Raw genomic sequence first — 19,711 nt, forward strand, 5'->3', positions numbered from 1 at the left:
TGTGGATCACCGCCCGCCTGTGGACATCTCCGTCACCCACACGGGTTCCGGTCCCCACGCCCACGCCCGGCGGCGCCCCGGGTCACCTCCCCGTGGCTCCCACCCCCATGACCCGCCCGTACTGCTCCCGGACCTCCCGGTACCGCAGCAGCTCGGCCGCCACCGGATCCAGCACCCGGGCCCGCCCGCACCCGGCCGCCGCCTCCCTGAGCCGTCGTTCCGCGTCCGTGCCGTACCGTCGCGCCGGTCCTCGTGCCGCCATCCGGCAGGCCCACTCGACGAGCGGTCCGCCGACGATGCCGGCCACCATCAGCAGCACCGGCACACCCAGGTTGGGCTCCATGACGCCGACGATCTGGGCCACCAGCCAGAGTCCGCCGACGATCTGAAGGATCGTCATCGAGGCCTGCACCAGGACCGCGGCCGGCCACCAGCCCGGCCGCGGCGGCCGACCCGGCGGGAGTCCGGCCCGCGCGGCCAGCTCGTCCAGCGCCTCGGGCAGGCCCTGGGCGCCCCGGACGGCCGCCTCGCGCACCGCCTGCGCCCACGGCGTGGGCAGCCCGGCGGACGCCCGGTCGGCGACCGTGCGCACCGCCTGTTCGACCCGCTGGCGGGCGGTGGCCTCCTCGTCCGTCTGGGTCCGCAGGGAGAGCCGTCCCGTCGGCGGTTCGCTCCGGTCCTGGTACCAGCGGTACAGCCGCAGCCACGGCGTCCCGCACGCGCGGTTGGCGTTGCGCAGCCACGCCCGCTCGGCTGCCTCGCCCGCCGCGACGGCGCCGATCGCGTCCGCGAGCCGGGCCGAGAACTCGTCCCGCGCCTCCTCGCTGAGCCCGGTCCGGCGCCGCGCGGCGTACACCGGCCGCAGTCCCAGCCCGGCGGAGTCCACGTCGGCCGAGATCCGGCGTGCCGCGGCCCCGCGTTCGGCCACGAACTCGCCGAGCGCCTCCCGCAGATCGCCGACGCCGTCCCCGGTCAGCGCGGACAGCGCGAGCACGACGGCGCCCGGTTCGCCGTGCTCGCCCAGCGCGATGCCGTCCTCGTCGAGGAGCCGTCGCAGGTCGTCGAGGACCTGGTCGGTGGCCTCCCCGGGGAGCCGGTCGATCTGGTTGAGGACGACGAACATGACCTCGGCGTGTCCGGCCATGGGCCGCAGATAGCGCTCGTGCAGGACGGCGTCGGCGTACTTCTCGGGGTCGACGACCCAGATGACCGCGTCGACGAGCGCCAGGACCCGGTCGACCTGCTCCCGGTGCTGCACGGCCGCGGAGTCGTGGTCGGGCAGGTCGACCAGGACGAGTCCGCGCAGCGCCCCGTCGGAGGCCGCGTTCTGCGCGGGGCGCCGCCGCAGCCGGGGCGGGATGCCGAGCCGGTCGATGAGGCCGGCCGCGCCGTCGCTCCAACTGCACGCGAGGGGCGAGGCGGTCGTGGGGCGCCGTACTCCCGTCTCCGAGATGGTCACTCCGGCGAGCGCGTTGAACAGCTGCGACTTTCCGCTGCCCGTGGCGCCCGCGATGGCGACGACCGTGTGCTGCCCGGAGAGCCTGCGCCGCGCGGCGGCCTCGTCGAGCACCCGGCCCGCCTCGGCGAGCGTCTTGTTGTCGAGCCGCGTGCGCGAGAGCCCGACCAGTTCACGCAGCGCGTCGAGCCGCGACCGCAGCGCCCCGTCGTAGGCGAGCGGCGTCACGGACTGCTGCGGCCCGGAGGAGGCCCGTGCCTCGACGACGGGCGGCTGCTCCACGGGCACTCCCTCGGCGACCCGCCGGGCGATCAGACCGTCGTCCCAGGGCGTCGAGGAGTCCGCGCCGGAGGACGGGTCCGGGTGGGAGGAGGACTCCGCGCGGGCGGCCGACTCGGACCGGGCGGAGGTGTCGTTGCGGGACGAGGAGCTCCTGCGCGGGGCGGGTTCGGTACGGGGTGCCGGTTCGGTACGAGGCACCGGTTCGGTACGAGGCGCCGGTTCCGTACGACGGGCGGGACCGCTGTCCCTGCGGGCCTCTTTGCCGGCCTCATTGCGGGCGCCGGCGCCGGCGGCGGACCCACGCGCGGGCGTATCGCGGTCGGCCTTGGAACCGTCGGTCCGGGAACCGTCGGTCCTGGAACCGTCGGTCCTGGAACTGTCCGTCCTGGAACCGTCAGCCTTGGCGCGGTCGGGCCTGGAACCGTCGGCCTTGGAACTGTCGGCTCTGGATCTGTCGGTCCTGGAACTCTCCGCCCTGCGGCCGCCGGGCTCGGGCACGGCCCGGCGCACGGCGGCGTCGGCGTCGGCTTCGGCTTCGCTCCTACGGCCGTCGCCCGAGTCGGGGGTCTCCCCGCGCGCGGGCGGGTCGTCGGCCTCCACGCGTGCGTGGACGTCGCTCGGCCGGCCCTCCCGCTTCGCCAGCTTGCGCCAGAGGTTGCGCTTGTCCTGCTCGTCGGCGGCCACGGAGCCCTCGCTCTCGACAGGCTGGTCCGCCTCCGTGCGGGGGGCCCGCACGGGGAGGAGGTTCTCGGCAGCGCCTTCCATGGGCATGTCGTTCACGCGCTCGTCGTCCTTGGTGAAGCCGTCCCCCTGCTGATCGGCGTGTTCCGTGTGGTCCTGGTCAGTGACGGCGGTCACCGGTCACCTCTCCTTCTGCAGTACGGACAGCGCAGCGATGAGTTCGGCCTGGGGGTCCGGGTGGACCTCCAGGGAGTCGAGCGGGGCGAGCCGTCGCTCGCGTTCGTTGTGCATGACCCGGTCCAGATGCTCGGTGAGCAGCCGCCCGGCGCGGTCGCGCAGCCGCAGCGCCCCGTGCGCCCCGATCCGCTCGGCGAGCCCCTCCCCCGCGGACCGCGCCCGCCGGCTGCCCAGCAGGGCGGTGGCGACGAGGGCGGTGACCACCTCGGAGTCCGGAGCGACGCTGCGGTCGAGGTAGCTCACCTCGTCCTCGGCGTACTCCTCCAGCTCGCGGCGCCAGCGCCGTACCGCCATGCCGATGCGGTGTTCGACGCTGGTGGGCTTCGGGTCACGCTCCGTCAGCTCGGGCGCGGCGGCCGCCGGTTCGCGCCGCCAGGCGTCGTCGACACGCTCGTCGGCGGCGGTGACCGCGCACAGCAGGAGCGTGCTCAGACTCTCCACCAGCGAGTCGAGGAGCTCTCCGGCGGTGCAGTCGAGCGGGAAGGCGCGCCAGCGCTTCAGGGCGTCCCCGGCGAGCACGGCGCCGGCCTGGAGGCGGCTACGCACGCGTGCGTACTCGCTGTCGTAGGCGCTGTCCACGGCGGCGGTGAGCCGCAGTGCCGCCGAGTACTGGGCGGCGGCCGCGCTGGCGAGTTCGGGCATGCGGGACTTGAGGGAGTCCAGGAGGCCGTACGCCGTGCGGGCCATGACGTGATCGCGGGACGCCGAATCCTGGGCCTGGTGGACGAGCCAGGTGCGCAGCCCCGCCACCGCCGTGGCCGGCAGCAGCCCGCCGCCCCAGGCCGACTCGGGCAGCTCGGGCACGGTGAAGCGGGGCACCTCGCCGAGGCCGGCCTTGGTGAGGAGGGCGCCGTACTGGCGCGAGACCTCGGAGACGACCTGGTGGGGGACCCGGTCGAGGACGGTCACGAGGGTGGCGTCGTACTCCTTGGCGGTGCGCAGCAGATGCCAGGGGACGGCGTCGGCGTAGCGGGCCGCCGTGGTGACCATCACCCAGATGTCGGCGGCGCAGATCAGTTCGGCGGCGAGGGCACGGTTGTCGGCGATGAGGGAGTCGATGTCGGGCGCGTCGAGGAGGGCGAGGCCGGCCGGCAGCGTGTCGGCGGTCTCGATCCGCAGCACGCGTTCGCTGTCCTCGCCGGGCAGCATGAGTTCCTCGGCCGGGTCGGTTTCGGGCACCCACACGCGTGTGAGGTCGGGCAGTACGCGCATCCCGCTGAACCAGTGATGGTCCTCCGGATGGCAGACCAGCACCGGGTTCCGCGTCGTCGGGCGCAGTACGCCCGCCTCGGTCACGCGCCTGCCCACCAGGGAGTTGACGAGCGTCGACTTGCCGGCGCCGGTGGATCCGCCCACCACGGCCAGCAAGGGTGCTTCGGGCTCCTTCAGGCGGGGCACCAAATAGTCGTCGAGCTGCGCGAGCAGTTCGTCGCGGTTGGCACGCGCGCGTGGCGCTCCCACGAGGGGCAGCGGGAAGCGTGCGGCCGCGACACGGTCGCGCAGGGCGGAAAGTGCGTCGAGCAGCTGAGGCCGTACGTCCAAGGTCACCACATGCGAAGAATGCCCAATTTTAGGGGAATTCTGAAGCATATGAGCATGTCTGCGCGCCGATAGGACACAAGGGACGGAAGGGGCGACTGGGACACAGGCACAGTCCAGGCATAACGAGTGCACAACACCCGGGGCGCGAGAGGCCAAAAGCGGTGCACGATTCGTACCTGCCTGCGATTATCAGGACCGCTTCACCGAACCTCCACATCGAGGCGCGGAGGCGAAGCAACAGGGACACGGACGCGGGAGCCCTATCCTTGTCCCCGGCAACGTGAGGGATCGGCCCACACCCGGGCACCACGAACGAGGCCACCACAACCGGCCCCCGTAGCTCAGTGGATAGAGCAGGCGCCTTCTAAGCGCTTGGCCGCAGGTTCGAGTCCTGCCGGGGGCGCCCAGTCTCCGCCCTCCTTCGGGAGGGCGTTTTTGCTGTTCAGAGCACATGCCAGGTGCTATGCCGGAGCCCCGGGCGCCCTCTTGATGATCAAGGGCAGACTCCGGGGCTGTCCGGCTGTCACCGGGTTTTCGCGGGTGGCTGTGTCGAATACGTGTCGAAGTTCTGGGCGGCCGAGGGGTCAGCCGGTGGACGGCCTCTCGGGGAGATCTCCGGCAGCTTCGAGCCGCCTCTTCAGGTCGGGCAGCTGGCCCTCGATACATCGGGCGTAGGTCGCCAGGAGCACGGCCACGCTGTTCCCGGCCCAGTCGGCGACCTGGGCGGGCGGGATCCCGTCGTTCAGCCACTTCGTCAGGCGCGTGTTCCGGTTGTCGTAGACGCGCCGTCCGGTGGGTGACTCGAAGACGTGCGGGGGCAGGACGGTCGAGAATCGCCGCCGCCTGCCACCAGCCCGGCCGCGGCGGCCGACCCGGCGGGCGAGCTGTCGCATTTTTGCTTCGGTGGGCACCGGTTGGACTCCTGGGCCGTCCCTGGGCCGTCCGACGCCCCCCCAAGGCCACTCGACAACGACCACAGTGACAGTCGACCCAGAGCCGCCAGCGGCGAACCCAGGTCAGCGCCCCCCGCCCATACGGGTTTCCCCCGAGGGGTAGCGATCCGGCAAGATGGGGTGGATCTCACTCCCTCCGTCCTCTGCCCAAGATTCTTCGCCGAGGCGGAGGCGCCGAGACGGTCATTCGTGGCGACTCAACCTCCAGCAGTCGCCGCCACAGAAGATCAGGGACTGTCGGCATGCGACCGACGCCCTTGCGTCGCCATTCGAGCAGAGCATTGACGACCTCTTCCAGGTACAGCGTTGTGTCCCCGAGGATCTCATCGGCATCCACAGCGGCCACAGGCGTCGGATCATCACCTGCCTGTCGCCTCAAGATCCAGAGAGCGTCGTAGACCATGTTGTAGATCTCCGCCACAGCGCGAAGGAGATGCACTTCCGACAACGCTGCGTTGCGGACCACACACACGTCGCCGAACTCATCGGCAGCCCTCCATAACGCCATCCAGTCGCCGCGCTCCCCGTTCCAGGGCGGTGGGCTGAGAGCCGCCTCCAGATCAAGCAAGGCTCGCGCGATGTCCTCTGCTGCCTGATAAGCCAACTGCTCTCGCGCGCTCTTCCGCTCGTGCCACCGCGTGGCGTAGAACGTTCCCACGGCGAGCAGGCCAGAGAGCGCAGAGCCAACCAGGGCTGACCCGCTGCCATCCCAGAAGGTCCCCGCCGCGTCCATAATCCCTCCCCCAGAGCTGGACACAGGCCTAAGAGTGTGACGCCCTCCAAGAGCGAACGGAAGTGGACTACTTGGGACCCGTGCTCGCGCATTGGTCGGCCACGAAGCCCTGACCAGCGCATACCTCTGGGACCGTAAGGCCCTCCGGAGCCGTGCGCACAGGTTCGAATGCCAGCCGGGGCACTCACCGCCAGCCAGCAGCTCCTTCGTTGCCTCTCAGCGTTCACGACCACCCTTCAGAACGCCCCGTCTGCAGGACGCCCCCCTGGCGGACGGAGACGCCGGCCTATCCGGTTCAGAGGATGTAGCGCCAGGGGGAGGGGCGCAGCCCCTGGTAGATGCCTCTGATCCTTGGCACCGCCGGCCATCAGGACGGACGCGCCAGCGTGAGCACCTGACAGGTCGTCCGCCCGGAGGGCGGCCTCGGTTACATCCCGAAGTTACATCTCGAATCTGGTCCCTCAATGCGGCTGAGACTGGCACGATGCACAGGTTAGGGACAACGCAATGGGTGGGATGATGAGTTTTTGGAACTGGTTGCAATTTATATCAAGCTGTGCAGTTCTCGCGGTAGGGTCTTTAATCGCAGCAAGAGCATTGAGTAGAACAATTACCATACTCTCTCGTTCCAGCACCATCCCTAAGGGGAAAATCTCCTCCCTCCCCTTCAAGCCATTGCTGTGGAGCCTGCATCTACCTTCCAGGGTCCGGCTCGCTAGCCGATCCTTCGGAATTCGCTTTTCCATTCCCGGGAAAAAACTCACGACAATGGAACGCGACGGCGCGACGGCGCGCAACGGGCTCGTTATGCTCTTCGTGACTAGCGCCTTCTATGTCCCCATGATCCTGTGCGCATGGGCGATAGGGAAGGCTTCTCCTTTCATTCAGAACGCCTACGAAAATGAATTCCACAAGATAGGAGATCGCTCCGGCTTTTATGTGGCAATAGCCTTGCTTTCCTTTTCGTTCCAGTGGTGGCTAAGCGAACTCAGGAGGGCCAGGAGTGCAATCGGGGAGGAAAGTTTCCGAATAGCCTTCCATGAATGCTGTTTTGCGATAAGTAGGTGCCTGCGTGCGTACGAGGGTGAAGTGTCACTCCTTACTCTAGACAGGAGGAATCAAAGACTAATCCGAGCACTCACTCGCTTCGGCGAAACTGGCACCGCGGGTTTCAGTAATCACCGCAAGAAGCAAATGCTCGAACATACTGCCAGAGTTGGCGCCGCCTTGGATGCCCATAATGAACGTATTCTTAGAGAAGGGACTCAAGCTGTACCTCACCTAGCTAGGCACCTGTTCATAATCCTCGAACGAATGGCTGCCGAACGCTGGCTTGACCTACTAGACGAAGGCGACCTCCCCACTTACACTCCTCCGTCCGCCGAGGAACTTGAGTCCGAGACTCGAAGAGCGGATGCAACGATCATCTTCGGGGGTGCAACCATCGCAGCCCTGTTCACTGGTGTCGCCATATCTTTGGGCGCCCCGGCTAGTGCCGTAGTCCCAGCAGCACTGATTTTCCTGTTGGGCCCCGCTGCAATGTGGGGTAGTAAGAAGCTGAGCACCCCTAGAGAGACTCTTGACGCAATGCGACAGGGGATGGCTCCGACTACTGAGCCTCCGCAGCAATCAGCCGCAACAACTAACACGCCGAGGCCGTAGGATCGTGTCGTCCCGAAAGTAGGTGCGCCGGGGACCGACGCGGAAGTGCTAGTTACCCCGGGACCAAGGAGTTTGTGTTCAATACCGCGTCAGCGATGGAGAAGAAACCCAAGTCAGGCCCGATGCTACGGGATCAGTATCGGGCCTGAGGGGCGAGAACTGTCGGGTGGGAGAGCGTTCCTGTCAAGAGTGATGAGACCCGCTCACTGCCAGGAGGTGACCGCGGCTGGTAGCAACGCGAAGCACGTCCCGCAACGCCCCGGTCAATTCCTTCGCCAGCCGTCGCAGGTCCTCCGAGTCCGCGCCCTGGTCGTCGAGCTTGTTCGAGGCTTGCTCCAGCAGTTCGGCGGCCGTCCCCAGTTGCACCGCCTCGATGTTGTCCGCCAGGCGGGACATGTAGCCCTCCCTGTCGTCGGTGCTCAGGTAGCAGGGCTTGCCCTCTGGCCCCGGCCATGGGAGGAGTCGCAGTTCATTCGGTGCCGTCATCCTTGCGTCTGCCTCTCATCGGTCATGTGGTAGGTGGTGAAGACCGCGTCGACGCGGTCCCCCGGAAACACCAGAAGTGCGGCCTCGACGACTTGCCCGGTGGCGTCGGTCGCGACGCGTGTGATGGCGAGGACTGCCACGGCGGAGCGGAGCCGGAGGTCTGATGCTTCGTCCGGTGTCGGTGGGCGGGCACAGACCGTCTCCCGGACAGTTGCCGGCGGCGAGCTCAGGACGGCAAATCGCGTTGCTGTCTCCCGCCGCGAGGACTCATCGGCCAGCACTCAAAGAGGAGTTGCTTGCCGCCTTGAGGGAGCTGGAAGAGGTCGCTCACCCGGCATGCCTGGCCGCCGAGTTGGATGATGTCGCCACGCTGCACGGTGGTCGCGGTGACCTCGACGTTGGATGCGAGCGCGCCTCCGGGTGCCCAGCCGCTCACCGCTCCCCCTCCACCAGTGTGCAGTGGTGGGACGCCGAGTGACACGGGCAGGCGCATGCCTCGTAGACAATCGGCACGTCCACCGGTGCTGGGACCGGGGAGGACTCCGCGCAAGCAGGGTGCGTGCCGATACGGCAGGCGGTCGACCGGTAGGAAACGGCCGAGACCTCGACGGTGTAGGGCTGTGGGCGAGCCGGCATCAGCGCACCCCCGCGAGCGACGACCAGGCCTCAGCGGGCAGGTGAGAAACGACTACCACCGCGCGCGGCCGTACTCGACGCTCCCAATCCAGCAGGTACGGGCGGACGAGCGCGTTTTCCTCCCCCGCTAGCGGGTGACGGTGGTTCGCGGTATCGGGGGCCCGGCCCAGGACGGCCGTCGAAGCGTGAGCGGACGCTGGGACAACGAGGGCGGTTGCCGGCCGGGAGGGCCGTAAGGGACGGCGGTGCCTGCCCTTGGGGAAGTACCGCGCTCTGGTGAGCGAGGCGGCGCGGCGGATACGGTTGAGCACGCTGTTCAGCTCCTATCGCTGATAGCTCGGTCCCCCGACATCGCCCGTCGTGGGGACCGCTTTGTTTACGACCGCCCAGAGGATTCGGTCGTTCAGGCTGGTGGCGAGGAACCCGAACCGGTCGGCCTCGGCCACCACTTCCAGGACCTCCCGCCATAAGTCGGCGGAGAGCGAGTCCGGCACCTCCACTTCGACCGACGTGTACTGGTCGTGCTCCTCCACCCGCGCCGGAAGCCCGACGTCGGACAGCCGGGCAGCGATGGCCGCCGCGCTAACTCCCGAAGCGGGCACAGGGCAGCCTCCGTTAACCGGCGATCACTTTGAGTAAAGCTAGTTAACTAGATTAGAGCTAGTGGACTAGATTTTCCATATGCCTGAGCAGCCGCCTTATCTCCGCATCGCTGACGAACTCCGGCGGCGGATCGCGGAGCACGTGTGGGAACCCGGGGACCGCCTGCCTTCCCGCGCCCAGATCGGCCAGGAGTGTGGCGTGGGCGAGAACGTGGTCCGTCGGGCGCAGGAGCTGCTGATCTCGCAGGGCGTGCTGGAGGGCCGCGCCGGATCGGGCACCTACGTCGCCGAACCCCGGCAGCGGGTCCGGGTCGTCCGGTCTTCGGCGCGGGAGCGGCCCGATGCGTCACCGTTCCGGGCGGACATGAAGGCCGTGGGTAGGCAAGGAGATTGGGAGAGCCGGACCGAGGCCAAGGTGCCGGCTCCGGCAGACATCGCTGCGCGGCTCGGCATCGCCGAGGGCGACCTGTGCGTCCGTACGGCGTACGAGTTCCTGGCCGACGGCAGGCCGGTGCAGCTGTCGACGAGTTGGGAGCCCTACGACCTCACCGGCGGCACACTCGTAGTCCTCCCCGAGGGAGGGCCGCACGCCGGGGCGGGCGTCGTGAACCGCATGGCCGCAATCGGCGTCACCGTCAGCCACGCCGTGGAACAGCCGGAGCCGAGGCAAGCGACCGCCGAGGAGGCGTCATTCCTCGGCATCCAGAAGGCCGCACTCGTCACGCACATCCGCCGGACGTACTACAGCGACCAGGGGCGGCCCGTGGAGACGGCGGACATCGTTGTGCCCGCCGCCCACTGCGAGATCGTCTACGAGATCCCGATCAACCGATAGCCGACGCACGCTCGACGAAGCCGAGCCGGCGCCTACCGCACGGCCCCGCCTTCAGCTCTCCTGGTCGTCGACCAAACCGATGGCAAAGGGGAACGACTTCAGGAACTCGCGGCGCGCAGGCTCTTGCTCCGCTTCGGCCATATCCACGAGCACCTGCACGAGCCGCTCGCGTTGGCCGGAAGGCAGGCGCAGCAGTCCCCCGCCGACGCTCTCCATCATCTTCACCGCGGAATCGGGATCTACTTCTTCATCCCCGCAGCTCTCCAGCCACCACACGACATCGACGAGTACGCCGGTGACTGCCGGCACGAGCGGATCTCTGTCAGTCATGCGTTGCAAGGTAGCCGAGCCCTACGACAACGCCCCTTGAGTCCGTGAGTCCGACCACTCCGTCAGGACACAGCGGTCACTCCGCTAGGGTCCGCCAACGACGCCCCGACCTGATGTGACTGCGGCCAGCCCATGGAGTCCGGTGACTTCGTACTTTCCAGGCGGGAGGACGAAGGTCGAAGGGTCTGCTGAGCAACTGCAGGATCGGCGCTAAGCAGTACATGGACGTCTGGGCTCCGTACCGCGAGGGCTGGCGCATTCACAGCTGACCCGTACGCCACGATTGAGCGTCTCGTCGTGATCGTTGGCGCCCGGGCGCATCTCACTACCTCAAGGAGTCATCGCATGCGCCGACATGTTGCCGCGCCGGTCCTGCTGGCCCTCCTGCTCTCGGCATGCTCCGCCGGCAAGAGCGACGTCGGCTCTCAGGCCCCGGCGTCTTCATCGCCGAGCGCTACGGCGGCGAACCCCAGCAAGGCCCCCGGCGACCCCCTGGCCCTGCCGGAGAAGCCTGATTTCCTGCTTCCGGTGACCAAGGGCACGGGCAGTCGCACGTTGCCCGTGTTCACGCCGGGCGAGAAGGTCTACACCATCCACGCCCTCTGCACGGGTGAAGGCACCATGACGATTCTGCACGGGCCCAAGGATTCAGACCCCTCCAAGATCACGTGCGATGACCCGGTCACCGTCGGCCGCGTCTACACCGCGCCCGACGAACAGAAGCACCTGTCCGTGAAGGTCAACGGCACCGATGTGCACTGGTCCATGGCCGTCCTGTCCGGCACTCACGCCATGTGACGACCGGAAAGGAAGGACGACCTGCAGTCCATCCGCTCACCGCTCAGGAGGATTGATCGGTCGAGCAAGGTTCCTGGCCGGTGACCCCGCGGTGGTCAAGGACAGAGAGGCAGGGCCTCTTGGTAGCTCAGGGCTGCGACCCGAGTCGAGCGATACCAGGAGGCCTTGCCGTCTGCGTCCTGCATAGCCACGCCTGCATGGACTGGTCACGTCCGGACGGATTCTCGGGTAGCACTAACACTTGCCTCATGACTCCCCGGGACGTCAGCTGCAGTGGTAGCCGCCCGGACGGCAAGTGCGCGCACGTGAACATCTGTTGCAGTTGAGTGCACCTCTCTACGGTCGTAAAGGCGCGAGTAAGCCACGAGCTTGCCCGGTCCGTGTCCTTCAGCAGGACGCCAGATGCAGGGGTCGATCCCTCGGCCTACCGGCGACCGTGAACCGGTGGCCCGGGGCATGTCGAATGCGTGTCGACTGCAGGTGACAGACCGCCATCGGAAGGGGTAACTTCCCAGGTCAGTGGCGGATCCCTGGTGGACATGCCAGGCGTTTTCCAAGCGCTTGGCCGCAGGTTCGAGTCCTGCCGGGGGCGCCCCGTCTCCGCCCTCCTTCGGGAGGGCGTTTTTGCTGTTCAGGGTGGGTGCCGTCGGCCGTACGAGCGCGCCGGGCCGGGGAGGGGGTGAGGGTGGCGGAGACCTCGGGCCACAAGGCGGTGCGGCTGTGGATGTGGCTGCTGATCGGTGTCGTGGCGCTCGTCGTCGGAGTGGCGATGAGCTTTCAGGTCGGCGGGGCGCTGGAACGGGAGCGCGCGTTCCGCGCGGCTCCGGCGTGCGCGTCCGTCCCCGTGAAGGCGTCGGGGTGCCTGTGGGAGCAGGAGTTCACGGTCCGGAGTGCTGAGAAGAACCGCCGTGGCAAGCACAGGTCGCCGGAAGCCGTACTGGTACCGCCCGTCGGCGAGCCCTGGTACGTGACGTTCCGCAACAGCGGCCCCGTGTTCTCCGAGATGGAGCGGGACGACAAGGTCGTCGGCGTGATCTGGCACGGGCAGCTCGTCGAGGTACGGGACACCGGCGGCCGTGTGCAGCAGACCTCCGTCGGCCCGGTGGGCTGGTCCGCGGACCGGCTGGGCGGCGCGCTCGCCTGCATCCCGATCGGCCTGACTGCCGTCGCGGGCGGCGTGTGGGCCCTTGTCGCCCGGCGGAACCGGCGTCACGCGGCCGCCGCGACCGTGGTGCGGTGGCACGGCCTGGCCATCGGCGGCGCCGCCCTGCTGACACTCTGGGCGCAGTCGGGGAACGACTGGCCGATGTGGGCGATACCGGCGATCTGGGGCCCGATCGCGCTGATCCTCCTCGCCTGTATGACCGGCTTCGTGATCGCCGCCCTGCGCGGTGAACTGGAGGACGACGACCCCGCCGGGCCGCAGGGCCGGACGACCCCGCCTCCCCCTCCCCCGCCACCCGTGCCGCGGCCGGCACAGCCCTCCGCGCCAGGCCCGCGCACGGGCCACGTCGCACCGCCCGGCAGCCCATCGGCACCCTGAGGCCCAGGACACCGTCACAGATCGGTGCCGCCGCTGACGTCGAGGTACTGGCCGGTGATCCACCGGGAGGCGTCGGAGGCGAGGAACGCGACCACGTCCGCCACGTCGGAAGGGTGGCCGATGCGGTCGAAGACGGAGCGCGCGGCCAGCGCGGCCCGCGCCTCGGGGGTCGCCCGGCGGCGGGCGTTCATGTCCGTCTCGATGAACCCGGGCCCGACGGTGTTCACGGTGATCCCGCGGCCGGCGAGTTCCTTCGCCAGACACAGGGTCATCGTGTCCAGCGCCCCCTTGGACATGGCGTACGCGACGGACTCCGGGAAAGCGCGTCGTGAGGCGAGCGACGAGATGTTGACGACCCGTCCGCCGTCCCGCATCCGCGCCAGCGCTCCCTTCACCAGGAAGAAGGGCGCCTTGGCGTTCACGGCGATCATGCGGTCGAAGACCTCCGGGTCAGCCTGCCCGATCGGCCCCGAGCCGCTCACGCCCGCGTTGTTCACCAGGATGTCGAGCGGGCTCTCGGCATCGCCCGCCGCCCGTGTCTGTTCCCGCACCCCGGCGTCGAAGGCCGCGAAGACGGCGTCCACGTCACCGGGCACGCCGAGCTCCGCCCCGACCGGGAAGGCCCGGCCGCCTCTGTCGCGTATGCCGGCGACGACGTCCACCGCGGCGGCCTCACTGCACCCGTAGTGCACGCCGACCAGCGCCCCGTCGGCGGCGAGCCGCTCGGCGATGCCTCTGCCGATCCCCCGGCCGGCTCCGGTGACCAGTGCGATCTTGTCCGTCAGTGCGCATGGGGTGTTCACGTGTTCACGAAGACCTTGTGTGTCGAGAAAGGGGAAACCGAATCGAGTATGGAATCGGATGTCGGGTTGGACGGAGGAGCACCGGGTCAGCGCGCCAGGAACTGGCGGTACCACGCGGCGTGTTCGGCCAGAATCTCCGCGAACCCCGCTCCGGGATCGACGCCGGCGCCCGTCCAGAAGCCGTCGTCCGCGAACCAGTGATCCACGGCGACCACGCCGAGGTGGTGCAGTGCGCGCGGCTGTCCGGCGAGCCGGGCCCGCGCCTCGTCGATGTCCATGGCGGTACCCGGCAGGTGCAGGCCGAGCCGGCCGGCCACCGTGTCGAGCAGTTCCGAACAGTTCACCGGCCGGGGATGGTTGACGTGATGCACCCCCGCGAGGTCGCGCTCCGACAGCCCGGCGGCTACCACCGCGTGCCCCAACGCCCGTACGTCGACCACGGAATGCCGGGCCGCGCAGTCCTCGAGTCCCGCCGACAGCAGGCCCAGCAGCGCGGCGAGCCCCGGCACCACCCAGCGGTCGCCGACCCCGAGCACGAAGTGCGGGCGCAGCACGACCCCGCCGGCGTCGAGCACATGCCGCTCGGCGGCGGCCCGGGAACGGCTGGTCGGCGAGGTCGGCGCGAGCGGCAACTCCCCCGGCAGCGCTCCGGCGAAGGGCCCGCGGCCGTACACGGCGGCCGTGCTCACCTGCACGATCCGGCCGACACCGGCGCGTGCCGCCTCCTCGACCAGCGCCCGCGTGCCGTGGTCGTTGACGGTCTCGGTACGCCGCTCGTCGTCGCCGACGTGGGAGGCGCAGTGCAGGACGACGTCGACGCCGTCGCAGACCCCGCGCAGCGACTCCGGGTCGGCGAGGTCCCCCCGCACGACGTCCGCCCCCGAGGCCGCCCCCGCCGGCAGACGCGCGGGATCACGCAGCAGCAGCCGGACCCGGTACGGCGCGCCACTCCCCCGCTCCCGCAGAGCCGTGAGCACATGCCCGCCGATGAAGCCGCTTCCCCCGGTGACGAGGATGCGTGACGCCAAAGTGAGTCCCTCCGTCTCGGACAACTGCCGACGGTCCACGGCCGGTGGCCCACTGCCGACAGTCCACTGCCGACGGTTCGACGCGTCACGGTCAGCGCTCGGTGCCGGACACGCCGCGGGCGCTCTACAGGCCGTAAGGGTCGAAGGGGCCGTAGGAGCCGAAGGCGGAACGGCCCGGGCCCCGCCCCCGCGACCGTCACGGTACGCGGGTCGCGGGTCGCGGGTCGCGGGTCGCGGGTCGCGGGTCGCAGACGACCTCAGCGCCGTCCTGAAGACCGCACACTCGGACAGCGCACAAGGAGGGTCGGACACGCGGGCCCCCGGCACCCCGGTGACAACCCGTCCGACCCGGCCGGCCCGCCCTCCTCCCAAGCCACGCCCAGGCTGAATCAGCCCCACCCGCCCCGCCTCCGTACAGTCGTTCCCGTCCGGTCGTCCGACCCGGCCATGGAAAGGAACCACCGTGCGGCTGCGCTGTGCTGTGCTCGACGACTTCCAGAACGCGGCGACCACGTCCGCCGACTGGTCCCCGCTCGCGGACGACGTGGAGGTCGTCCCCTTCACCACGCACTTCCCCGACGAGGACGCGCTGGCCGCAGTGCTCGCCGACTTCGACATCGTCGTCACCTTGCGGGAACGCGTCGCCTTCCCCGCCTCACTGATGGCCCGGCTCCCCCGGCTGCGGCTGCTGATCGCCTCCGGCATGCGCAACTCGGTCATCGACTACGCCGCCGCCGAGGCGCACGGCGTCACCGTCTGCGGCACGGCGAGTTCCTCCACGCCGCCCGTCGAACTCACCTGGGCCCTGCTGCTGGGCCTCGCCCGCGGCCTCGTCCAGGAGAGCGACGCGCTGCGCTCCGGCGGCCCCTGGCAGAGCACGGTCGGTGCCGACCTGCACGGCCGCCGGCTGGGCCTGCTCGGCCTGGGCAAGATCGGCAGCCGGGTCGCCCATGTCGGCCTCGCCTTCGGCATGCACGTCAGCGCGTGGAGCCAGAACCTCACCAAGGAGTACGCCGACGAGGTGGGCGTCCGACTGGCGGCCTCCAAGGAGGAGTTGCTCGCCGAGAGCGACTTCGTCTCCGTCCACCTCGCCCTGAGCGACCGCACCCGCGGACTGCTCGGCGCCCCCGAACTGGCCCTGCTCAAACCGACGGCGTATCTGATCAACACCTCACGCGCCGCGATCGTCGACCAGGACGCGCTGCTGGCCGCCCTGCACGAGGGCCGTATCGCGGGCGCGGGAGTGGACGTCTTCGACGTCGAGCCGCTGCCCGTCGGCCATCCGATGCGCACGGCGCCCCGGCTGCTGGCCACCCCGCACCTCGGCTATGTCTCGCAGGACAACTACGCGACGTACTACGGCCAGGCGGTGGAGGACATCCAGGCCTACCTCGCGGGGAAACCGGTGCGCCGACTGCCCTGACGTCCGGGTCAGGCGCTCTCGCACCGCGCGGAGTCGGCGGGCCGGTGGTAGACGCCTTCGCTCCGGCGCAGATGGTGCAGGTCCACCAGGTAGCGCCGGAGCGTCACATGGTCGATCTCGTCGCTGTCCTCGCACCAGCCGCGCAGCCGCTCGTCGACGGTGCGCTCGGGGTACTCGACGCCCGGCTCGAAGGTCTGCTCGGCGATGTACCGCAGGACCAGCTTCTTACGGGTCCACCGTGCCGGGAGGCGGACCAGCCGCCCGTCCCGGACGAAGGTACGCAGCACGATGTCGGTCCGTGCGTCACCGGAGTCGGGGCCGTCGGCGGCGCGGGCGTCGGCCTCGCGCTGCGCCGCGGTGCGCGCGTACTGCCTGAACAGGCCGTAGGCGACGCCCAGTTCCCCGTCGTTCCCCGTGCTCACCACGCCCTGCTCGCCCAGCCGCAGCAGTGCCAGCGCCGTGTCCTTCGGGGACAGTCCCGCCGCCCGGGCGACCTCCTCGGCGCTTCCCGCGCCGAGCGCCACCGCGGCGAAGGCACGCACCCGGCTCTCCTCGGCGAACAGCCCGGCCAGTTGTTCCGTGGGATCGGTTGCCATGACGCGGAGGCTAATCGACCCGGGCGGTGGGCGCGGAACGATTTTTTCCTACGCGTACCGGTAGATCCGGGACACGTCCTCCAGATCGTCCGGGGTGACGTCCCACGGCGGCAGCCGCTCGTGCCGGGCGACGATCCGCCGGTACTGGTCGCTGCCGCGGCCGGGCGGCTTGTCCGGCAGGTAGCGGTGGTTGCGATGGCGCTGCTGCCAGCGGGTCCACTGCATGTCCAGGAAGGCGTGGTGCAGCCAGAAGACGGGGTCGTTGACGGAGGCACCGCCCAGCATGGCGCCCCCGACCCAGCGGTGCACCCGGTTGTGGTTGCGCCAGGAGTCGGGGCCGCGGCCCCACCCCTCCAGCTTGTTGCGGAAGCCCCTGCTCACCGTGGAGTTCCAGGGCGCGACGTCGTACACCGGGTCGTCCAGCGCCTGCTTCAGGTCGCCCTTGGTGGGCAGGCCGATCGGGCTGCGGGAGCGGCCCAGGTCCCGGGTGAGGAAGTTGCCCGCGGTGACGCTCGCCCTGATGGTCCAGTTGCCCGCCGCGTGGGCGAACGGCCCGGTCATCACCCGCCGGTCGCCGGGCCGACCGTTGCCGCCGAGCAGATCGTCGGTCCACGGCAGCGCGTTGGTCCTGCGGTCCTTCGTCCAGTCCCAGTACGGCACCGTCACCGAGTCGTCGACGCGGCGCAGGGCCTCCTCCAGGTCCAGCAGGAACCTGCGGTGCCAGGGCAGGAAGGAGGGCGTCATGTGGGCGGCGCGCAGGCCCCGGTCGCCGTCCCCGACGAAGTGCGCGATGTGCAGCCGTACGAACTCGTCGTACTCGCCCCGCCGTTTGACCGTCAGCAGCGCCTCGACGAACCGCCTGCGCTCGGTGCGCGTCAGCTTGCTCACGTTCTTACGCACGTACACCATGCTGTGCCTCCCTGTGCGGGTGTCCGCCGCCGAGCGGACCGGGAGCCAGATGACGCAACCGCTCACGGGGACCGAGCTCGTCGACGGCCGCACGGGTCGCCTCCAGCGGGGTCCCGTACCAGCTGTAGTGGTCGACCATGCTCAGCCAGGTGCCGTCGGCCCGGCGCATCAGGTGCAGCGGCTCTCCGTCCACGGTGACGTGCCAGGCGATGTCGAGGGCGCTGAGGCCGTGCGAGACCGGACTGCCCTGGATACGGCGGCCCCGATAGGTCTCGTCGAAGGGACCGCCGCCGGGGGGCCGGTCGGCGGACCGCGAGGGCCGGGAGGCGGTGATGACGGGGGCGAGCGCGACGGCGGAGGAGGCCAGCAGCAGCCGCGCCGCGTCCCGCCGTGTCCACGTCCGTGATCCGCTGCCCGCGGGGGCGCCCGAGCCCGGGACCCCGCCCACCGAAACCCCACCTGTGCTGACGGCCATCGCTCACTCCTCGTACGGTTCGGTGTTCGTACGAGTAGCAGTTCCGGGCGCCGAGCCGTCAGCACCGAGGCGTCCGTACGGCCGTGTCGCCCCGGGTGCAGCAATGGTCAGCTTGTCCAGAAGTCCCACCAACGGGTCAGGATCAGCATGCCGACGATGCCGATGTGCAGCACCGGCAGCACCCATGTGAACTCCTCGAAGAAGGACCGCACGAAACGCGGAGCGGGCAGGAAGCCGGCCCGCACGACGAGGGACGTCACGTACCAGAAGAGCGGGATCGTCCCGAGCCAGGCCAGACAGCACCACAGGCACAGGGCGTTGATCCGGTACAGCGACTCGAACTGGAGCCAGGAGACGAACCCGACCCCGAAGAGGCAGCCTGCCGCGAAGGTCAGCCAGTACCAGCGCGGGAAGGTGACCCCGGCCAGCAGGCTCACCCCGACGCAGATCACGATGCCGTAGGCCACCAGGCCGAGCATCGGGTTGGGGAACCCGAAGGCCTCGGCCTGGTCGCTCTCCATCACGCTGCCGCAGGACACCACCGGGTTCAGACTGCAGCCGGGGGTGAAGTCGGGGTCCTCCAGCAGCTTGAACTTGTCGAGGGTGATGACCCAGGAGGCCACCAGTCCGGCCGCCCCGCAGACCACCAGGAGCAGGGCGAACGCCCGGCTGCCGCCGGCACGTGAGTTAGGGACCACCGCGCGACCTTATCCGCGGCCCGAAGCACGTCCGGGCCCGCGCTCACCCGACCGGCCGAGGGCGCACGGGCCCTCCGCCCGAACGGGGGATCCGGGCGGCGCGGTCAGCGGTAGACGCGCAGATGGCCGACCTCGAAGGTGATCGGGTCCGGGCCGCAGGGCGCCGGGTGGTGCTCACCGGCGCTCAGCGACAGGTTCAGGATCAGATACGCCGACCAGTCGTGACCGACACCGGTGTCGTCGGCGAAGACGCGCTCGCCGTTGACGAACCACTCGACGCACCGTGCGCCGTAGCGGGTGCCGATGGTCACCCACCGGCCCGGGGCGATCGCGCCCTCGTCGGTGAAGCAGGTCGCCGCGCAGTTGACGTGGTTGGACAGCTCCAGCAGGTGCGGGTTGTCCGGGTGGTACTCGAAGGTGTCGACCTCATTGCCGCCGTCGCTCCAGGTCCACAGCGCCGGCCAGGCCCCCGTGCCGGAGGGCAGCCGGACCCGGGTCTCGACGAGGTCGCCGGTCCGCACCCGGAAGTCCTCGTCGGAGTACTCGGTGGTGAGCAGTCCGGTGCGCCAGGCCGGCCGGCCGTTCTCCAGGGTGCGGCCGTCGGGGGTCGCGGTGAAGGTGGCCACGCCGTCGGAGACGGTCACACAGCGGGGGTCGAGCCAGTCGAGCTTGTTGTCGTCGGGGTTGTGGTCGCAGTAGCGGAACGCGCTGGTGCGGTCGCCGACCCAGCGGGCGCCCCAGGCGAGGGGTGCGTCGAACTCCTCCGCCCAGATCAGCGATCCGGGCGGGGTCCGGAGTGCCGTGAATTTGTCGCCGCCGGTGAACAGGTCGAGGAGAGCGCTGAATTTCATATTTCCGATCATGCAGGTGGTCCAGTGGATCCGGAAGCACCATAGGATGAATTATTTCGCGGACCAGATGTCAATCCCTCCGAATGCCTCTGTACATTGCATTCTTCACCCCTGCGACTTTCATGCGTATGGAGTAACGCGTCGCTTTTACA

Annotated in this window: 20 protein-coding genes, 2 tRNA genes and 1 pseudogene; 7 read left to right on the forward strand and 16 right to left on the reverse strand. The window is 69.6% G+C overall.

Features of this window, described 5'->3' with window-relative positions:
* Positions 1 to 82: 82 nt before the first annotated feature.
* Positions 83 to 2,236, reverse strand: coding sequence for a GTPase (locus ACGFW6_RS38620; RefSeq protein ID WP_393521022.1), 2,154 nt, complete (start codon positions 2,234 to 2,236; stop codon positions 83 to 85).
* Positions 2,237 to 2,599: 363 nt separating this feature from the next.
* Positions 2,600 to 4,207, reverse strand: a complete 1,608-nt coding sequence (locus ACGFW6_RS38625; protein WP_393520880.1) for a dynamin family protein — start codon at positions 4,205 to 4,207, stop codon at positions 2,600 to 2,602.
* A gap of 321 nt (positions 4,208 to 4,528) precedes the next feature.
* Here ACGFW6_RS38625 and ACGFW6_RS38630 point away from each other — a divergent pair.
* Positions 4,529 to 4,601: transfer RNA gene (locus ACGFW6_RS38630), tRNA-Arg, on the forward strand.
* A 181-nt stretch (positions 4,602 to 4,782) separates the two neighbouring features.
* On the opposite strand, the gene ACGFW6_RS38635 is transcribed toward ACGFW6_RS38630, so the two are convergent.
* Positions 4,783 to 5,109, reverse strand: coding sequence for a hypothetical protein (locus ACGFW6_RS38635; RefSeq protein WP_393520882.1), 327 nt, complete (start codon positions 5,107 to 5,109; stop codon positions 4,783 to 4,785).
* 169 nt (positions 5,110 to 5,278) lie between these two features.
* The gene (locus tag ACGFW6_RS38640) at positions 5,279 to 5,884 is read right to left on the reverse strand and encodes a hypothetical protein (RefSeq protein ID WP_393520884.1); all 606 of its coding nucleotides are present in this window, start codon (positions 5,882 to 5,884) and stop codon (positions 5,279 to 5,281) included.
* 768 nt (positions 5,885 to 6,652) lie between these two features.
* Here ACGFW6_RS38640 and ACGFW6_RS38645 point away from each other — a divergent pair.
* Positions 6,653 to 7,546, forward strand: coding sequence for a hypothetical protein (locus tag ACGFW6_RS38645; protein ID WP_393520886.1), 894 nt, complete (start codon positions 6,653 to 6,655; stop codon positions 7,544 to 7,546).
* 183 nt (positions 7,547 to 7,729) lie between these two features.
* On the opposite strand, the gene ACGFW6_RS38650 is transcribed toward ACGFW6_RS38645, so the two are convergent.
* The 4 genes and pseudogenes from ACGFW6_RS38650 to ACGFW6_RS38665 all read right to left on the reverse strand — a co-directional run bounded on the left by ACGFW6_RS38650 (position 7,730) and on the right by ACGFW6_RS38665 (position 9,270).
* Positions 7,730 to 8,032, reverse strand: a complete 303-nt coding sequence (locus tag ACGFW6_RS38650; protein WP_393520888.1) for a hypothetical protein — start codon at positions 8,030 to 8,032, stop codon at positions 7,730 to 7,732.
* A pseudogene (locus ACGFW6_RS38655) lies at positions 8,029 to 8,313 on the reverse strand (UTRA domain-containing protein); the annotation flags it as partial. The gene ACGFW6_RS38650 and the pseudogene ACGFW6_RS38655, both read right to left, overlap by 4 nt.
* Positions 8,259 to 8,468: a hypothetical protein gene (locus tag ACGFW6_RS38660; RefSeq protein ID WP_393520890.1), complete on the reverse strand. Its 210-nt coding sequence runs from the start codon at positions 8,466 to 8,468 to the stop codon at positions 8,259 to 8,261. The pseudogene ACGFW6_RS38655 and the gene ACGFW6_RS38660, both read right to left, overlap by 55 nt.
* A 523-nt stretch (positions 8,469 to 8,991) precedes the next feature.
* Positions 8,992 to 9,270 (reverse strand): hypothetical protein, encoded by a 279-nt coding sequence (locus ACGFW6_RS38665; RefSeq protein ID WP_393520892.1) that lies wholly within the window; start codon positions 9,268 to 9,270, stop codon positions 8,992 to 8,994.
* A 79-nt stretch (positions 9,271 to 9,349) separates the two neighbouring features.
* Between ACGFW6_RS38665 and ACGFW6_RS38670 the strand changes: the two genes are divergently transcribed.
* Positions 9,350 to 10,105 (forward strand): GntR family transcriptional regulator, encoded by a 756-nt coding sequence (locus tag ACGFW6_RS38670; protein WP_393520894.1) that lies wholly within the window; start codon positions 9,350 to 9,352, stop codon positions 10,103 to 10,105.
* Positions 10,106 to 10,156: 51 nt separating this feature from the next.
* On the opposite strand, the gene ACGFW6_RS38675 is transcribed toward ACGFW6_RS38670, so the two are convergent.
* Entirely contained in the window at positions 10,157 to 10,435 is a 279-nt protein-coding gene (locus ACGFW6_RS38675; protein WP_393520896.1) for a hypothetical protein, read from the reverse strand.
* A gap of 345 nt (positions 10,436 to 10,780) precedes the next feature.
* Here ACGFW6_RS38675 and ACGFW6_RS38680 point away from each other — a divergent pair, with 345 nt between their 5' ends.
* From ACGFW6_RS38680 to ACGFW6_RS38690, 3 genes are all read left to right on the forward strand, one after another.
* On the forward strand, positions 10,781 to 11,233 hold the full coding sequence (locus ACGFW6_RS38680) for a hypothetical protein (RefSeq protein ID WP_393520898.1): 453 nt from the start codon (positions 10,781 to 10,783) through the stop codon (positions 11,231 to 11,233).
* A 513-nt stretch (positions 11,234 to 11,746) separates the two neighbouring features.
* Positions 11,747 to 11,822, forward strand: a tRNA-Gly gene (locus ACGFW6_RS38685).
* Between the two features lie 96 nt (positions 11,823 to 11,918).
* Positions 11,919 to 12,776 (forward strand): hypothetical protein, encoded by an 858-nt coding sequence (locus ACGFW6_RS38690; RefSeq protein WP_393520900.1) that lies wholly within the window; start codon positions 11,919 to 11,921, stop codon positions 12,774 to 12,776.
* A 14-nt stretch (positions 12,777 to 12,790) separates the two neighbouring features.
* Here the strand turns inward: ACGFW6_RS38690 and ACGFW6_RS38695 are convergent, their stop codons facing one another.
* On the reverse strand, positions 12,791 to 13,579 hold the full coding sequence (locus ACGFW6_RS38695; protein WP_393520902.1) for an SDR family oxidoreductase: 789 nt from the start codon (positions 13,577 to 13,579) through the stop codon (positions 12,791 to 12,793).
* Positions 13,580 to 13,665: 86 nt separating this feature from the next.
* Entirely contained in the window at positions 13,666 to 14,631 is a 966-nt protein-coding gene (locus ACGFW6_RS38700) for an NAD-dependent epimerase/dehydratase family protein (protein ID WP_393520904.1), read from the reverse strand.
* Positions 14,632 to 15,070: 439 nt separating this feature from the next.
* Here ACGFW6_RS38700 and ACGFW6_RS38705 point away from each other — a divergent pair, with 439 nt between their 5' ends.
* The gene (locus ACGFW6_RS38705) at positions 15,071 to 16,030 is read left to right on the forward strand and encodes a D-2-hydroxyacid dehydrogenase family protein (RefSeq protein WP_393520905.1); all 960 of its coding nucleotides are present in this window, start codon (positions 15,071 to 15,073) and stop codon (positions 16,028 to 16,030) included.
* 8 nt (positions 16,031 to 16,038) lie between these two features.
* Here ACGFW6_RS38705 and ACGFW6_RS38710 read toward each other — a convergent pair whose 3' ends face one another.
* The 5 genes from ACGFW6_RS38710 to ACGFW6_RS38730 form a co-directional block, all read right to left on the reverse strand.
* Positions 16,039 to 16,626, reverse strand: coding sequence for a DUF2087 domain-containing protein (locus ACGFW6_RS38710; protein WP_393520907.1), 588 nt, complete (start codon positions 16,624 to 16,626; stop codon positions 16,039 to 16,041).
* Between the two features lie 48 nt (positions 16,627 to 16,674).
* Complete coding sequence (locus ACGFW6_RS38715) at positions 16,675 to 17,535, reverse strand: tyrosinase family protein (RefSeq protein WP_393520909.1); 861 nt, start codon at positions 17,533 to 17,535, stop codon at positions 16,675 to 16,677.
* On the reverse strand, positions 17,519 to 18,010 hold the full coding sequence (locus ACGFW6_RS38720) for a tyrosinase family oxidase copper chaperone (protein ID WP_393520911.1): 492 nt from the start codon (positions 18,008 to 18,010) through the stop codon (positions 17,519 to 17,521). The genes ACGFW6_RS38715 and ACGFW6_RS38720 overlap by 17 nt, the downstream gene beginning before the upstream one ends.
* Before the next feature lie 107 nt (positions 18,011 to 18,117).
* The gene (locus ACGFW6_RS38725) at positions 18,118 to 18,708 is read right to left on the reverse strand and encodes a vitamin K epoxide reductase family protein (protein ID WP_393520912.1); all 591 of its coding nucleotides are present in this window, start codon (positions 18,706 to 18,708) and stop codon (positions 18,118 to 18,120) included.
* A gap of 104 nt (positions 18,709 to 18,812) precedes the next feature.
* Positions 18,813 to 19,559: a beta-glucanase gene (locus ACGFW6_RS38730; RefSeq protein ID WP_393520914.1), complete on the reverse strand. Its 747-nt coding sequence runs from the start codon at positions 19,557 to 19,559 to the stop codon at positions 18,813 to 18,815.
* Positions 19,560 to 19,711 lie beyond the last annotated feature (152 nt).

Source organism: Streptomyces sp. Y7 (assembly GCF_043195415.1).
Lineage (GTDB): Bacteria > Actinomycetota > Actinomycetes > Streptomycetales > Streptomycetaceae > Streptomyces.